Here is a 15,080-nt window from a genome sequence, read left to right as displayed (position 1 = left end):
CGTTCAGTCGGCGTAAGATAAATAAAACGTGAGGACGGCGGCAGCCGATATCGCATTGCAGAGCCGCGTCTCAATGGCGCTTGCCCCGGCCGGCATGCGGCTCAATGACAAGTGTTGAAGCCTCCCCCCTCTCAGCTCACTCCCGATTAAAAAACCCTCATAGCTTCGACACTTAGGTCTCGAACAGGCTGGGCTGGGTCTCCTGCTGCCCGGTCCCGGCCTGGCCGGCCCCCTTGGCACCGCTCCTTCGCCCGCGCCTGGAGGGCGGCGCGCCCGGGGGTGGCGCCCCCTCCCCGGCAACGGCGGTGACGCGACCGTCGTGGAATTCGATCTCCAGCGCCTGCCCGGCGGCGATCTGGCGGGCGGCGTGGATCGGCTCGCCGCTGGCGTCGCGCACCAGCGCATAGCCCCGCGCGAGCACGCCCTTGTAGGACAGCGCCTGCATCAGCTGTTCCAGCGCCTTCAACTGGCGGCGGCGCTCCGCCCCCGCCCGGTTGAAGCTCGGCCGCAGGCGGGCATGCGCGCCCTCCAGCCGCTCGCGCGAGCGCGCATTACGCTCGCGATGCGCGTTCGCATTGGCGCGCAGCGCGCTGGAAAGCCGGCTGGCGAACAGGCCGAACCGCTCGCGCCGCCTCTCGATGACAGCGCCGAGCCGCTCGGGGCCGAGCCGCCCCTCAAGCCGGGTGAGGCGCAGACGATGCGCGCCCGCATTGGCCTTGAGCGCGCGCGGCAGGCGCTGGCCGGCGACATCGAGGCGCTGGCGCGGCACCGCGAGCAGCGTATCCGCGCTCGGCAGCAGCCGCCCCAGCGCGCGCAGCTCGGCCCGGCGCCGCTCGGTGGCCCGCGCGAGCGCCCCGCCCAGCCGGGCCTGCAGGCTGCCGATCTCGGCGAGCAGCTCGCCGCGCACCGGCACCGCCATCTCGGCGGCGGCGGTGGGGGTGGGGGCGCGCAGATCGGCGGCGAAGTCGATCAGCGTCACGTCGGTCTCATGCCCGACCGCGGCGATCAGCGGAATGGCGCTCTCGGCCGCCGCCCGCACCACGATCTCCTCGGAAAAGCCAAGCAGATCCTCCAGCGAACCGCCGCCGCGCGCCACGATCAGCACATCCGGGCGCGGGATCGGCCCGCCGGGCGCAATGGCATTGAAGCCGCGAATGGCGGCGGCCACCTCGGCACCGCTGGTGTCGCCCTGCACCCGCACCGGCCACACCAGCACATGGCGGGGGAAGCGGTCCGACAGGCGGTGCAGAATGTCGCGGATCACCGCCCCGGTCGGCGAGGTGACGACGCCGATGACGCGCGGCAGGAAGGGCGGGCGGCGCTTACGCGCGCCATCGAACAGACCTTCGGCGGCAAGACGGCGCTTCCTCTCCTCCAGCATCGCCATGATGGCGCCGGCGCCGGCGAATTCCAGCTGCTCGATGACGATCTGGTAGGAGGACTTGCCGGGAAAGGTGGTGATGCGGCCGATGGCGACCACTTCCAGCCCTTCCTCGGGCTTCAGCCGGAGCCGGTTGAACGTGCCCTTCCACACCACGGCGTCGAGCCGGGCACTGGCGTCCTTCAGGCTGAAATAGGCGTGGCCGGAGGAATGCGGGCCGCGATAGCCGGAAATCTCCCCGCGCACCCGCACATGGCCGAAGGATTCCTCCACCGTGCGCTTGAGCGCGCCGGAGAGTTCCGAGACGGTCCAGTCGGGGGCGTTGGAGGCGGGCGATTCGGAGAGCGTGTCGGGCATGGGGGAGTGATAATCGCTTTTGCGGAAGGCGGGAACCGGCAGGGCCCCCGTCATCCCGGCCGAGCAAAGCGAGAGCGCGGATCGCTCTCCATTCTGCCCGCGATCCCGGATCGGCCTGCGGCCGTCCGGGATGACGTCGCGCGGGACGCCGCGGCCGGAACAGGCGCCCCACCTTGATCCCCGCCCTTGCCCGGCCTAGGTTGCGCGCGATTTCCCGCCAACCGCCGGCCCGCCTCCCATGATCGATCCCGCCCTGCCGCCCCACATGCGCCCCGACAAATCGTTCCAGGGGCTCATCCTCGCGCTCCATGCCTTCTGGGCGGACAAGGGCTGCGTCGTGCTCCAGCCCTATGATATGGAGGTCGGCGCCGGCACCTTCCATCCTGCCACCACGCTGCGCGCGCTCGGGCCGCTGCCGTGGAAGGCCGCCTATGTGCAGCCCTCGCGGCGGCCCAAGGATGGGCGCTACGGCAAGAACCCCAACCGGCTGCAGCATTATTACCAGTACCAGGTGATCCTGAAGCCCTCGCCGGCCAATCTGCAGGAGCTCTATCTCGGCTCGCTGGCGGCGATCGGCATCGACCTCAACCTGCACGACGTGCGCTTCGTCGAGGATGACTGGGAAAGCCCGACGCTGGGCGCCTGGGGGCTGGGCTGGGAGTGCTGGTGCGACGGCATGGAAGTCTCGCAGTTCACCTATTTTCAGCAGGTGGCCGGCGTCGAGTGCTCGCCGGTGGCGGGCGAGCTGACCTACGGGCTGGAGCGCCTCGCCATGTATGTGCAGGGGGTCGAGAACGTCTACGACCTCAATTTCAACGGCCGCGAGGGTGACGAGAAAGTCACCTATGGCGACGTGTTCCTGCAGGCCGAGGAGGAATATTCCCGGCACAATTTCGAATATGCCGACACCGACATGCTGTTCGAGCAGTTCAGGATGGCGGAGAGCGCGGCATCGAAGTACCTTGAGGCCGGTTGGAACGAGGACCGCAGCCGCCATCTGATGGCGCAGCCGGCCTATGACCAGTGCATCAAGGCCAGCCACGTGTTCAACCTGCTGGACGCGCGCGGGGTGATTTCCGTCACCGAGCGGCAAAGCTATATTCTGCGCGTGCGCGAGCTTGCCAAGGCCTGTGGGGCGGCCTGGCTCAAGACCGCGGCGGGCGGCACCTCGGCCGCCTGACTTCCCACCTTCCTGCGCTCCCTTCTGGAGACTGCGCCGTGTCCGTGAGCAGCCTTGACGATGCAGGCTACCGAGATACCGGACCGGCGGCGCGGCGCGCGGCGCCGGGGGCGCTTCTGGCCGGCGCGCTGGGCAATGCGCTGGAATGGTACGATTTCGCCGCCTATGGCTTCCTGGCGGCGATCTTCGCGAGGAACTTCTTTCCCGCCAGCGATGCCTTTGTCGGGCTGATCGCCGCCTTCGGCATCTTCGCCGCCTCCTTCCTCATGCGGCCGATCGGCGGCGTGCTGTTCGGCCATATCGGTGACAATTACGGGCGGCGGCCGGCGCTGTTCATCTCCGCCGCCATGATGACGGCATCGACGGTGGCCATCGGCCTGTTGCCGACCTATGCCACCATCGGCGCGCTGGCCCCCGTGCTGCTGCTCATGCTGCGCCTGCTGCAGGGGCTATCGATCGGCGGGGAATACACCACCTCCGCCATCTTCCTCGCCGAGAACGCCGCGCCCGGCCGGCGCGGGCTGGTCGCCTCCTTCGCCGGCTGCGGCGCCTCGGGCGGCACGCTGCTGGGCTCCATGGTGGGGGCCGTCACCGCCCTTATGATGTCGACCGACGACCTCATCGCCTGGGGCTGGCGCATCCCGTTCCTGCTCGGCATCGTGCTCGGCGGCTTCACGCTCTATCTGCGCAACGCGGCGATCGAGCACGGCCCGCCCCGGCCGACCCGCGCGCCGGGCGCGAAGGCCGAGCTGCCGCTGATGGCGGCGCTGCGCAGCGATGGCGCCGACATGGCGCGCGCGGCGGCGCTGAACCTCACGCTCGGCGCCGGCTTCTACATGCTGTTCGTCTACCTCACCACCTACATGCAGCAGGTGGACGGGCTGACGCAGCGTCTCTCGCTGCAGATCAACACGATTTCCATGATCGCCGTGCTGGTGCTGGCACCGATGTTCGCGGCGCTGTCGGACCGGGTGGGCCGCAAGCCGGTGATCATCGCCGGGCTGGTGGGCATGGTGCTGTTCTCCTGGCCGCTGTTCCGCCTGCTGGAGAGCGGGGCGCAGGGCGCGCTGCTCGGCCAGCTCGGCTTTGCCGTTCTCACCGCCTGCTATGCCGGGCCTATACCCGCCACGCTGGTGGAAATGTTCCGCCCCGGCGCGCGCTGCACGGCGCTCTCGCTCAGCTACAATGTGGCGCTCGGCCTGGCCGGCGGCACGGCGCCGATGGTGGCGGTTTATCTCGTCAACCGCGAGGCCTTCGACATGGGCCCGGCGGTCTATCTGATCGGCATTTCGCTGGTGTCGCTCGCGGCGGCGCTGACGCTGAAGGAGCGGAGCGGCGCGTCGCTGACCTGATCTCCGGGCGCGCCCGTCGGGGCCCGGTGCCCAAATCCGCACTCCCGTCGCGCGCCGCGACGTGCTAGGGCCTCAGGCGACCTCCATCCCCGCCGGCAACGCGCGTGCCGGCGCCGACAGCGTATCGAACCGCCCCATGCCCGATCTCCTGCTCGAACTGTTTTCGGAAGAAATCCCCGCCCGCATGCAGGCGGCCGCCGCGGACGCGCTGAAGAAGCTCGTCACCGACGCGCTGGTCGAGCGAGGTCTGGTCTATGAGGGCGCCAAGGCGTTCGTGACGCCGCGCCGCCTCGCCCTCGCCGTGCACGGCCTGCCGGCGCAGCAGCCGGATGTGCATGAGGAGCGCAAGGGCCCGCGCGTCGGCGCGCCGGATGCCGCCATCCAGGGCTTTCTCAAGGCGGCGGGGCTCGCCTCCCTCGATCAGGCGACCATCGAGACCGACCCGAAAAAGGGTTCGTTCTATGTCGCGCGCATCCACAAGCATGGGCGCACCACGCCGGAAGTGATCGCCGAGATCGTGCCGCAGATCGTGCGCGCCTTCCCCTGGCCGAAATCGATGCGCTGGGGCAAGGCCTCGGTCCATCCCGCCGCGCTGCGCTGGGTACGGCCGCTGCAATCGATCCTGTGCACCTTCGGGCCGGAGACCGAGGAGCCGGAGGTGGTGCGCTTCGCGATCGACGGGCTGGAATCGGGCGACACCACGCGCGGCCACCGCTTCCTCAGCTCGGGCACGATCCGCGTGCGCCGGCTGGAGGACTGGATGGCCAAGCTGGAGGCCGCCTTCGTGGTGGTGGACCGCGAGCGGCGCAAGGACATCATCCTCAACGACGCCAAGGACCTCGCGCTCGCCCAGGGGTTGGAACTCGTCGAGGATGCCGGCCTCTTGGACGAGATCGCCGGCTTGGTGGAATGGCCGGTCGTGCTGATGGGCAGCTTCGAGGAAGACTTCCTCGACGTGCCGGACGAGGTGATCCGCGCCACCATCCGCGCCAACCAGAAGTGCTTCGTCTTGAAGAACCCCGCCACCGGGCGGCTGGCCAACAAATTCGTGCTGGTGTCGAACCTGGCGGCCAGCGATGGCGGCAAGGCGATCATCGCCGGCAATGAGCGCGTCATCCGCGCCCGCCTGTCGGACGCCAAGTTCTTCTGGGAGACCGACCAGAAGACCAACGCGACGGTGCCGCTCGCCGAGCGGCTGGAGCGGTTCAGCAACGTCACCTTCCACGAGAAACTCGGCTCGCAATATGAGCGCATCCAGCGCATCGCCGCGCTGGCGGAGACGCTGGCGCCGCTGGTCGGGGCCGATCCGGCGCTGACCCGGCAGGCCGCGCTCTACGCGAAATCAGACCTCCGCACCGAAGTCGTCGGCGAATTCCCCGAAGTGCAGGGGCTGATGGGTCGCTATTACGCCCGTCTCGAAGGCCTGCCCGAGGAAATCGCCGCGGCGGCGGAAGAACATTACAAGCCGCAGGGCCCGACCGATTATGTCCCGACCGCGCCGGTCTCCGTCGCCGTGGCGCTGGCCGACAAGATCGACACGCTCACCGGCTTCTGGGCCATCGACGAGAAGCCGACCGGGAGCAAGGATCCCTATGCGCTAAGGCGTGCGGCGCTGGGCGTGGTGCGGCTGGTGCTGGAGAACGGGCTAGTCGTGAAGCTCGCCGAATTCGTCGAACCGGACCTCCTCGCCTTCTTCGCCGACCGCCTCAAGGTCCATCTGCGCGAGCAGGGCGCGCGGCATGACCTCGTCGATGCCGTGTTCGCCCTGCTCGGTCAGGACGACCTTCTGCTGGTGGTGAAGCGCGTCGAGGCGCTGGGGCGGTTCCTCAGCTCGGAAGACGGCCGGACGCTGCTGGCCGGCACCAAGCGCGCGGCCAACATCCTGCGCATCGAGGAGAAGAAGGACGGCGTCTCGTATGAGGGCGGCGTCGATCTGGTGCTGCTGCACGAGCCGGAGGAGCGCGCGCTGGGCGAGGCGATCGCGCATCTGGGCGAGCCGATCGAGGCGGCGCTCAGCTCCGAGGATTTCGAGGCCGCCATGGCGCTGATCGCCAGCTTGCGCGGGCCGGTGGATGCCTTCTTCGACAAGGTGACGGTGAATGTCGAGGACCCGGCCCTGCGCACCAACCGGCTGCGCCTGCTCGCCGATATCCGCACCATCACCCGCGCCATCGCCGATTTCGATCGCATCGAGGGCTGAGCCCCTCGCCGGCGGCCGGGGCGGGCGGTATCCTGCGCCCGTTCGGGGGCGCGACAGGCGCGTCCGGCGCGGAACCATCCGCGCCGGGGCGGCTTATGTCGTTACCACCCCGGGGAGACTCTCATGGAAATCAACATCGTCGCCATCCAGCCGCTGGTCGCGCTGATCGCCGGCATCCTCATTCTGGTGATGCCGCGCCTGCTCAACTTCATCGTGGCGATCTATCTCATCTTCATCGGCGTCACCGGCCTGCTCGGCCACGGCTTCAAGCTGCCGTTCTGATCCTGCCCGCCACGCACGGCACGATGCCCGGGGCGAACCCGGGCATCGGCTTGCCTCAACGCCGGAGCGCTCCGGCCTTCTCGCCGCCGCGGAAGGCATCCACGCTCCACGGGCCGGGGCCGGCGAAGACGAGATAGAAGAACACGAAGCAATAGAGCGCCGCGAGTTCACCCTGATTGACGATCGGGAAGAAATCGCGCGGCGCGTGCACCAGGAAATAGGCCACCGCGGTCATGCCCGAGAGGATGAACGCGGTCGGACGCGAGAACAGCCCGATCAGCAGCAGTAGCCCGCCGACCAGCTCGATGACACCGGCCGCGCCCGCCATGGTGAAGATGCTGACCCCCGACATCTGCGTCGCGGGAAAGCCGAGGATCTTGGTGGTGCCGTGCTGCATGACCAGCAGCGCGGCGGCGACGCGCAGCAGGCTGAGGATGTGCGGCGCGAGACGATTCAAAACAGCATTCATGATGAGCCCTGTACGCGAGTAGGTTTCCAAGCCCGGCGAAACTGACCGATTGGCGGTTTTGTCACAATCCACCGATGCGGTCACATTCCGGTGCGCGGCACAAAGCCATGCCGCAGTGCAAATGATGGATTGAATGAAGGACCTCAAACCGCTAGATCATCGAGTGGGAAAACGAGCGGCACAACTGTCTCACTCCGCCCGAACCCATTGTAGGTGCTTTATTTTTAATCTCGTCTGAATTTCCATCAAGGCGATGAGGGCGCGTTCGCGCTTCAAAGCAACGGGGCTCCCCACATGACGAAATGGGTCTACACCTTCGGCGACGGCACGGCGGAAGGTGCGGCGGAACTGCGCAACCTGCTCGGTGGCAAGGGCGCGAACCTCGCGGAAATGTCGAATCTGGGTCTGCCGGTGCCGCCCGGCTTCACCATCTCGACCGAGGTCTGCACCTATTATTACGCCAACGGAAACAAGTATCCGGCCGAATTGCAGGCCGACGTCGACGCCGCGCTGGCCCATATCGGCGCGCTCGCCGGCCGCACCTTCGGCGACCCCGCCAACCCGCTTCTCGTCTCCGTGCGCTCCGGCGCCCGCGCCTCCATGCCCGGCATGATGGACACGGTGCTCAATCTCGGACTGAACGACGTCACGGTCGAGGCGGTCGCCGCCTCCTCCGGCGATGCGCGCTTCGCCTATGACAGCTATCGCCGCTTCATCCAGATGTATTCCAACGTGGTGCTCGACTTCCCGCACCACCATTTCGAGGAAGTGCTGGACGGCTTCAAGGCCGACCAGGGCTATACGCTCGACACCGACCTCTCCGCCGATGACTGGAAGGAAATCGTCAAGCGCTACAAGGCGCTGGTGGTGCATGAGCTGGGCCGCCCGTTCCCGCAGGAGCCGGCCGACCAGCTGTGGGGCGCGATCGGCGCCGTGTTCGGCTCGTGGATGAACCAGCGCGCCATCGTCTATCGCCGCCTCCACGCCATCCCCGAGAGCTGGGGCACGGCGGTGAACGTGCAGGCCATGGTGTTCGGCAACATGGGCGAGACCTCGGCCACCGGCGTCGCCTTCACCCGCAACCCTTCGACGGGTGAGAACGCGCTCTATGGCGAGTTCCTCATCAACGCCCAGGGCGAGGACGTGGTGGCGGGCATCCGCACGCCGCAGAACATCACCGAGGTCGCACGCATCGAGGCCGGCTCCGACAAGCCGTCCATGGAGAAGGCGCTGCCGGAGGTGTTCACCGAGTTCCAGCGCATTGCCGGCGTTCTGGAACAGCACTATCGCGATATGCAGGACCTCGAATTCACCGTCGAGCGCGGCAAGCTGTGGATGCTGCAGACCCGCTCGGGCAAGCGCACCGCCAAGGCCTCGCTGCGCATCGCGGTCGAATTGGCCAATGACGGCGTTATCACCCGCGAGGAGGCCATCGCCCGCGTCGATCCCGCCTCGCTCGACCAGCTGCTCCACCCGATGCTCGATCCCAAGGCCGACAAGAAGGTCATCGGCACCGGCCTGCCGGCCTCGCCGGGTGCCGCCTCGGGCGAGATCGTGTTCTCCGCCGATGACGCGGAACTGCTCAAGACGCAGGGCCGCAAGGTCATCCTGGTGCGCATCGAGACCTCGCCGGAGGACATTCACGGCATGCACGCGGCGCAGGGCATCCTCACCACGCGCGGCGGCATGACCTCGCACGCCGCCGTCGTGGCGCGCGGCATGGGCAAGCCCTGCGTCTGCGGCGCCGGCACCATCCGCGTCGACTATGCCGCCGGCACGCTCACCTCCGGCGGCGTGACGCTCAAGCGCGGCGACATCCTCACCATTGACGGCGCCACCGGTCAGGTGATCGCCGGCGCGGTGCCCACCCTGCAGCCCGAGCTTTCCGGCGAGTTCGGCACGCTCATGGGCTGGGCCGACGGCGTGCGGCGCCTGAAGGTGCGCGCCAATGCCGAGACCCCGCTGGACGCCCGCACCGCCCGCGATTTCGGCGCCGAGGGCATCGGCCTCTCGCGCACCGAGCACATGTTCTTCGAGGGCGACCGCATCCGCGCCGTGCGCGAGATGATCCTGGCCGATGACGAGAAGGGCCGGCGCACCGCGCTGGCCAAGCTGCTCACCGCCCAGCGCTCGGACTTCCAGGAGCTGTTCGAGATCATGGACGGGCTGCCGGTCACTATCCGCCTGCTCGACCCGCCGCTGCACGAGTTCCTCCCCCACACCGACGCGGAAATCGCCGAAGTGGCGGAAGGCCTCGGGGTCAGCGCCGCCAAGCTCGCCGCCCGCAAGCGCGAGTTCGACGAGTTCAACCCGATGCTCGGCTTCCGCGGCTGCCGCCTCGCTATCGCCTTCCCCGAGATCGCCGAAATGCAGGCACGCGCCATCTTCGAGGCGGCGGTGGCGGCGCAGAAGACCACCGGCAAGCCGGTCGTGCCGGAAGTGATGGTGCCGCTCATCACCGGCAAGAAGGAATTCGACCTGGTGAAGGAGGTCATCGACGCCGCCGCCGCCAAGGTGGAGGCCGAGACCGGCACCAAGCTGGACTATCAGGTCGGCACCATGATCGAGCTGCCGCGCGCGGCGCTGAAGGCGGGCGAGATCGCCGAGACGGCGGAGTTCTTCTCCTACGGCACCAACGACCTGACCCAGACCACCTACGGCATCTCCCGCGACGATGCCGGCACGTTCCTCGGCACCTATATCAACAAGGGCATCTTCGAGATCGACCCGTTCGTCTCGATCGATGTCGAGGGCGTCGGCGAACTGGTGAAGATCGCCACCGAGCGCGGCCGCGCGGTGCGGCCCAAGCTCAAGCTCGGCATTTGCGGCGAGCATGGCGGCGATCCCGCCTCGGTCGCCTTCTGCGAGGAGGTCGGGCTCGACTACGTATCGTGCTCGCCCTTCCGCGTGCCGATCGCCCGCCTTGCCGCCGCGCAGGCGGCGCTGAAGACGCAGGCCGCCAGCCAGGCCTGAGGGCGCTGGGGCGCGACCCGCAAAGGCGTGACGCGCCGCCGATACTGAACCAGAATGGCCGGGTCTCCCCCGGCCATTTTTGCGTTCGGGGGGCCGACAGGAGATCTTTGCATGCTGCCGCCCGATGCCGCCCTGGTGATCATCGATCTGCAAAAGGCCATCGACGATCCGCGCTGGGCGGCGGCGGGGCCGCGCAACAATCCCGGCGCGGAAGCGGTCATCGCGCGCCTGCTCGCCATCTGGCGGGAGGCGGGACGGCCGATCTTCCACATCCGCCACGAATCCACCGACCCCGCCTCGACCTATGCGCCGGCCGGGCCGGGCAGCGCGTTCAAGCCGGAGGCCATGCCGCTCCCCGGCGAGGTGGTGATCGCCAAGCAGGCGCACAGCGCCTTTATCGGCACGGAGCTTGAGCCCCTCCTGCGCGCGGCGGGGATCGGCACCTTGGTGGTCGCCGGCGTCATCACCAATAATTCCGTCGAGGCGACGGTGCGGATGGCGGCCGATCTCGGCTTCCATGTGCGTCTGGTCGAGGACGGCTGCTTCACCTTCGCGCGCCACGACCATGCCGGGCGGTGGCGCAGCGCCGAGGAGGTGCATGCGCTCTCGCTCGCCAACATGGATGGCGAATATGGCACGGTGCTGCGCGCCGCCGACCTGATTTAGCGCGCGGCCCTCGCCTGCACCGATCGCTTTTCCGCCACAGGGACGTGTGTGGAAAAATAACATTTCTGCAGGGTTGCAATATCACCAGCGAATCTGTAAGTTATCCACATCGATCTTGCACGTTGAGCTTTGTTTGCGCGTTTCGCGCGGTGGCGAACTTCCTCTCAAATCGATGACGGCGTGACGATCACCCTCGGGTGACCGAACGATTTTCTATATCGAATGAAGGAACTTCATCATGACGACGGGCACCGTAAAGTGGTTCAACGGCCAGAAGGGCTATGGATTCATTCAGCCGGACGCCGGCGGGTCGGACATTTTCGTCCACATCTCCGCCGTTCAGCGGGCGGGCTGGAGCGAACTGCGCGACGGGCAGAAGATCTCCTATGAGATCGAAGCCGACAGCCGCACCGGCAAGCAGACGGCCGGTCAACTTCAGGACGTGTGATCGTGCCGGCGCTGTGTGACCACGGATGTACTGGCACGCAGCGCTGAGCACCGGGCAGGATCACGGCCGGGTCATGGGATCCGCGCCGGACGATACGGCCCACGCACGGAATGGAGAGCCTTGCTCGATCGGGCATTCACCCGATTGCGACGAGGCTCCAGGGAAGGCCGGGATCACCCCCGGCCTTTTTCATGTGAAGGAGATTAGGACGATGGCCAAGACCACCCACGACGATCTCTTCAAGCCCAACCTCACCAAGACCGAGAGCAAGGCCGAGACGGTCGCGCGCGTCGCGCGCAACCTGATCAATCAGGAAACCGTCCGGCGCGACGCCAAGACCGCCCGCCTGCGCGAAGCCCGCCTCGCCCGCGACGCCGCCACCCCGCCCCCGGCCGCCAAGCCGGCCCGCGCCGCCAGCGTGCGCGGCGGGAAGTAGACATTCCGCTCCGGTGGCGGAGGGTTGGCGTCCCGAGCGAGACGGGATGCGGTTGGGTATTGGTCGCCGTCGGCTGAAAGGGCGTGGGGCTCGATGGAACATCCTGCCCGCCCTTCCACATAACGATGGTCCGCCAAGCCGCCAGCACTGAAGACGCAGACACGCCACAAGGCATGACGAAAAATGGGGCGACCACCGGCCGCCCCATTTGCTTTGCAGGATCAGGCGTACTGGATCAGAACCCAGTTAACGGCCTTGCCCCTGAAGGGAGGAAAGATGTTGCCCTTGGCGATGGGCCGTGGTGGACCCGAACGGGTCGTCCACCTTCCACACGCCACTGGTCGGGCACGTCTCTCCGGTCTTTGCTTTCAATGCACTCATCTCACACCTTCCGTGTGTTCAGGTGATCACACGGTGGGGAGTGCCTCACCCACCCCGCGCCATCCCCTTCAGCTTGTACAGCGCCTCCAGCGCCTCGCGCGGGGACATCTCGTCGGGGTCGAGCCCGGCCAGCGCGGTCTTCACGGCTTCCGCCACCGGGTCGGCCTTCACCACCGGGCCGGCGGGCGGGGGGGCGCGGTTGATGGCGGCGAAGAGCGGCAGATCGTCGAGGATGCGCTGCGCGGGGGCGGCGCGGTCGGCGTTTTCCAGCTCCGTCAGCACCGCCCGCGCGCGCGCCACCACCATGGGCGGCAGGCCGGCGAGCTTGGCCACCTGGATGCCGTAGGAGCGGTCCGCAGCCCCCGGCACCACCTCGTGCAGGAAGATCACCTCGCCCTCCCACTCCTTCACCTTCACCGTCGCGTTGACGAGGCGCGGCAGGCGCTGCGACAGCGCCGTCAATTCGTGGAAATGGGTGGCGAACAGGCCGCGGCAGCGGTTCACCTCGTGCAGGTGCTCCAAGCTCGCCCAGGCGATGGACAGGCCGTCAAAGGTCGCGGTGCCGCGGCCGATCTCGTCGAGAATGACCAGCGAGCGCTCCGTCGCCTGGTTGAGGATGGCGGCGGTCTCCACCATCTCCACCATGAAGGTCGAGCGCCCGCGCGCCAGATCATCCGCCGCGCCGACGCGCGAGAACAGCCGGTCGACCACGCCGAGGCGGGCCGACGTCGCCGGCACGAAGGACCCGGCCTGGGCGAGGATGGCGATCAGCGCATTCTGCCGCAGGAAGGTCGACTTGCCCGCCATGTTGGGGCCGGTGACCAGCCAGATGCGCCCCGAAGGCGGCTTGCCCTTGCCGGCCTCGGGCGCGGAGAGGTCGCAATCATTGGCGACGAACGGGCCGCCCGAGGAACCGTGATCGCGCCGCAGCGCCTGCTCCACCACCGGATGGCGGCCGCCCTCGATGCGAAAATCGAGCCCGCCATCGACCTCGGGGCGCACATGGCCCTCGTCCACCGCGAGCTTGGCGAGCCCCGCGGTGACGTCGATCACCGCCAGCGCCTCGGCGCAGGCACGCACCGCCTCGGCCTCCGCCATGACGCGCGCGACCAGGTCGTCGAAGATACGCTGCTCGAAGGCCAGCGCCCGCTCGCCGGCGCTGGCGATCCTGGCTTCCAGCTCGGCGAGTTCGGTAGAGGTGAAGCGCATCGCACCCGCCATGGTCTGGCGGTGCACGAAGACCACATCGAAAGGCGGCTCCCGCAGGCGGTCGGCATTCTGCTGGCTGACCTCGACATAATAGCCGAGCACCGCATTATGCCGGATCTTCAGCGCGCGCACGCCGGTTTCCTCGACATAGCGCCGCTCCAGCGCCGCCACCACGCGCCGGCTCTCGTCGCGCAGCGCGCGGGTGGCGTCGAGTTCATCGCTGTAGCCGGGGCGGGTGAAGCCGCCGTCACGCCGGTTGAGCGGCAATTCATCATCCAGCGCCGCCTGCAGCGTGAGCACCAGCGCGGGATCGACGGCGCCGAGCACGCGGGCGGCCTCGACCAGCTCGGCCGGCGCCGGCGAGGCGGCGATGAGCCGGGCGATCTCCAGCCCTTCACGCAGCCCCCGGCCGATGCCGGCGAGGTCCCGCGGGCCGGCCCGCCCGAGCGCGATGCGCGACAGCGCGCGGGCAAGATCCGGCGCGCCGGCGAGCCGCTCGCGCAAAGCGCCGCGCAGGGCGGTTTCCTCGACCAGATGCTCCACCGCGTCCAGCCGCCCGGCAATGGCGGCGGGATCGGTCAGCGGCTCGGCGAGGCGGCGGGCGAGCAGGCGCGCGCCGGCCGAGGTGACGGTGCGGTCCACCGAGGCGCACAGGCTACCGGCGCGATCGCCCGTGGTGGTGCGCAGGATCTCCAGATTGGCGCGCGTCGCCGGGTCGATCACCATCGCCGCGCTGGAGGCCTCGCGCTGCGGCCGGCTCAACGGTGGGCGGGCGCCGAGCTGGGTGCGCTCGATATAGGCCACCACGGCGGCGGCGGCGGTGAGCTCGGCACGCGAGAAGCTGCCGAAGGCCTCCAGCGTCGCCACCTGGAAGAAGCCGGCGAGACGGCGCTCGGCGCCCGCGCCATCGAAGCTCTCCTTGGGCAGCGGCGTCACCGCCGGCAGGCTGCGCCACAGCGCCTTGAAGCCCGGCTCGTCATAGATGGCATCCGCCACCAGGAGCTCGGCCGGCTCGATGCGGGCGAGATCGGCGGCGAGGCGGGCGGCGTCGGTCTCCGCCACGCGGAAGCTGCCGGTCGAGATGTCGGCGAGGGCGAGAGCATAGACATAGCCATCCCCCCGGGCCGCCTCCTCGCCCTCCCCGCCTTTCACCCGCGCGAGGCTCGCCAGCACGTTGTCGCGGCGGGCGTCGAGCAGCGCGTCCTCGGTGAGCGTGCCGGGAGTGACGAGGCGGATGACGTCGCGCTTCACCACGCTCTTTGGGCCGCGCTTGCGCGCTTCCGCCGGTTCCTCGGTCTGCTCGCACACGGCGACGCGGTAGCCGGCCGCGATCAGCTTGTGGAGATATTCCTCGGCGCGCTCCACCGGCACGCCGCACATCGGGATATCCTCGCCCTGGTGCTTGCCGCGCTTGGTGAGCACGATGCCAAGCGCCCGTGAGGCGAGTTCGGCATCCTCGAAGAACAGCTCGTAAAAATCGCCCATCCGGTAGAACAGCAGGCTGCCGGGATTGGCGGTCTTGATCTCGATATATTGCGCCATCATGGGGGTGACGCGCTCACCCTCGCCGGCCGCTTTGGGGGTGAGGTGGGCGGGCTCAGTCGCGTCGGAGGCCGGCGTGTTCACGGGTGCATTCATGGCGATGACGCTGGCAGAGGCGGGCGCGGCGTTTCAAGCATCACGGCCGGTTATCCCCTCACTCATTTGACAGGTGGGCACCTTCCGACGCGGGAAAGCGACCATGCG

Annotated in this window: 11 protein-coding genes; 8 read left to right on the top strand and 3 right to left on the bottom strand. The window is 68.5% G+C overall.

The features are described 5' to 3' along the window. Positions 1-172: 172 nt before the first annotated feature. The gene (gene xseA, locus FHS55_RS06855) at positions 173-1,738 is read right to left on the bottom strand and encodes an exodeoxyribonuclease VII large subunit (RefSeq protein ID WP_183188951.1); all 1,566 of its coding nucleotides are present in this window, start codon (positions 1,736-1,738) and stop codon (positions 173-175) included. Positions 1,739-1,976: 238 nt separating this feature from the next. Here xseA and FHS55_RS06850 point away from each other — a divergent pair, with 238 nt between their 5' ends. The 4 genes from FHS55_RS06850 to FHS55_RS06835 all read left to right on the top strand — a co-directional run bounded on the left by FHS55_RS06850 (position 1,977) and on the right by FHS55_RS06835 (position 6,752). Then, on the top strand, positions 1,977-2,918 hold the full coding sequence (locus tag FHS55_RS06850) for a glycine--tRNA ligase subunit alpha (protein WP_183188950.1): 942 nt from the start codon (positions 1,977-1,979) through the stop codon (positions 2,916-2,918). Between the two features lie 38 nt (positions 2,919-2,956). Next, positions 2,957-4,270, top strand: a complete 1,314-nt coding sequence (locus tag FHS55_RS06845) for an MFS transporter (RefSeq protein ID WP_343056029.1) — start codon at positions 2,957-2,959, stop codon at positions 4,268-4,270. Between the two features lie 136 nt (positions 4,271-4,406). Beyond that, positions 4,407-6,470 (top strand): glycine--tRNA ligase subunit beta, encoded by a 2,064-nt coding sequence (gene glyS / locus FHS55_RS06840; protein ID WP_183188949.1) that lies wholly within the window; start codon positions 4,407-4,409, stop codon positions 6,468-6,470. A gap of 123 nt (positions 6,471-6,593) precedes the next feature. Further along, positions 6,594-6,752 (top strand): DUF3096 domain-containing protein, encoded by a 159-nt coding sequence (locus FHS55_RS06835; RefSeq protein ID WP_183188948.1) that lies wholly within the window; start codon positions 6,594-6,596, stop codon positions 6,750-6,752. Positions 6,753-6,807: 55 nt separating this feature from the next. Here the strand turns inward: FHS55_RS06835 and FHS55_RS06830 are convergent, their stop codons facing one another. After that, complete coding sequence (locus FHS55_RS06830) at positions 6,808-7,221, bottom strand: DoxX family protein (protein WP_183188947.1); 414 nt, start codon at positions 7,219-7,221, stop codon at positions 6,808-6,810. Positions 7,222-7,515: 294 nt separating this feature from the next. Here FHS55_RS06830 and ppdK point away from each other — a divergent pair, with 294 nt between their 5' ends. From ppdK to FHS55_RS06810, 4 genes are all read left to right on the top strand, one after another. Further along, positions 7,516-10,194 carry a pyruvate, phosphate dikinase gene (gene ppdK / locus FHS55_RS06825; protein WP_183188946.1) on the top strand — a complete coding sequence of 893 codons (2,679 nt, stop codon included), beginning with the start codon at positions 7,516-7,518 and terminating at the stop codon, positions 10,192-10,194. A gap of 111 nt (positions 10,195-10,305) precedes the next feature. Further along, complete coding sequence (locus tag FHS55_RS06820) at positions 10,306-10,860, top strand: cysteine hydrolase family protein (RefSeq protein WP_183188945.1); 555 nt, start codon at positions 10,306-10,308, stop codon at positions 10,858-10,860. A gap of 238 nt (positions 10,861-11,098) precedes the next feature. Then, positions 11,099-11,308 carry a cold-shock protein gene (locus FHS55_RS06815; RefSeq protein ID WP_183188944.1) on the top strand — a complete coding sequence of 70 codons (210 nt, stop codon included), beginning with the start codon at positions 11,099-11,101 and terminating at the stop codon, positions 11,306-11,308. Between the two features lie 211 nt (positions 11,309-11,519). Then, positions 11,520-11,744 carry a hypothetical protein gene (locus tag FHS55_RS06810; protein ID WP_183188943.1) on the top strand — a complete coding sequence of 75 codons (225 nt, stop codon included), beginning with the start codon at positions 11,520-11,522 and terminating at the stop codon, positions 11,742-11,744. A 426-nt stretch (positions 11,745-12,170) separates the two neighbouring features. On the opposite strand, the gene mutS is transcribed toward FHS55_RS06810, so the two are convergent. Then, positions 12,171-14,972 (bottom strand): DNA mismatch repair protein MutS, encoded by a 2,802-nt coding sequence (gene mutS / locus FHS55_RS06805; protein ID WP_183188942.1) that lies wholly within the window; start codon positions 14,970-14,972, stop codon positions 12,171-12,173. Positions 14,973-15,080: the final 108 nt, after the last annotated feature.

It is taken from the genome of Ancylobacter tetraedralis, assembly GCF_014195655.1.
GTDB lineage: Bacteria > Pseudomonadota > Alphaproteobacteria > Rhizobiales > Xanthobacteraceae > Ancylobacter > Ancylobacter tetraedralis.
Note: the sequence above shows the minus strand (reverse complement) of the source record. Positions and strands in the feature narration are given on the sequence as shown.

What these genes read in the sequence shown, in the direction of transcription:
- mutS (WP_183188942.1), bottom strand. Translation starts at nt 14,972, where the DNA reads ATGAATGCACCCGTGAACACGCCGGCCTCCGACGCGACTGAGCCCGCC.
- FHS55_RS06835 (WP_183188948.1), top strand. Translation starts at nt 6,594, where the DNA reads ATGGAAATCAACATCGTCGCCATCCAGCCGCTGGTCGCGCTGATCGCC.
- glyS (WP_183188949.1), top strand. Translation starts at nt 4,407, where the DNA reads ATGCCCGATCTCCTGCTCGAACTGTTTTCGGAAGAAATCCCCGCCCGC.
- xseA (WP_183188951.1), bottom strand. Translation starts at nt 1,738, where the DNA reads ATGCCCGACACGCTCTCCGAATCGCCCGCCTCCAACGCCCCCGACTGG.
- FHS55_RS06820 (WP_183188945.1), top strand. Translation starts at nt 10,306, where the DNA reads ATGCTGCCGCCCGATGCCGCCCTGGTGATCATCGATCTGCAAAAGGCC.
- FHS55_RS06850 (WP_183188950.1), top strand. Translation starts at nt 1,977, where the DNA reads ATGATCGATCCCGCCCTGCCGCCCCACATGCGCCCCGACAAATCGTTC.
- FHS55_RS06830 (WP_183188947.1), bottom strand. Translation starts at nt 7,221, where the DNA reads ATGAATGCTGTTTTGAATCGTCTCGCGCCGCACATCCTCAGCCTGCTG.
- FHS55_RS06810 (WP_183188943.1), top strand. Translation starts at nt 11,520, where the DNA reads ATGGCCAAGACCACCCACGACGATCTCTTCAAGCCCAACCTCACCAAG.
- FHS55_RS06815 (WP_183188944.1), top strand. Translation starts at nt 11,099, where the DNA reads ATGACGACGGGCACCGTAAAGTGGTTCAACGGCCAGAAGGGCTATGGA.
- ppdK (WP_183188946.1), top strand. Translation starts at nt 7,516, where the DNA reads ATGACGAAATGGGTCTACACCTTCGGCGACGGCACGGCGGAAGGTGCG.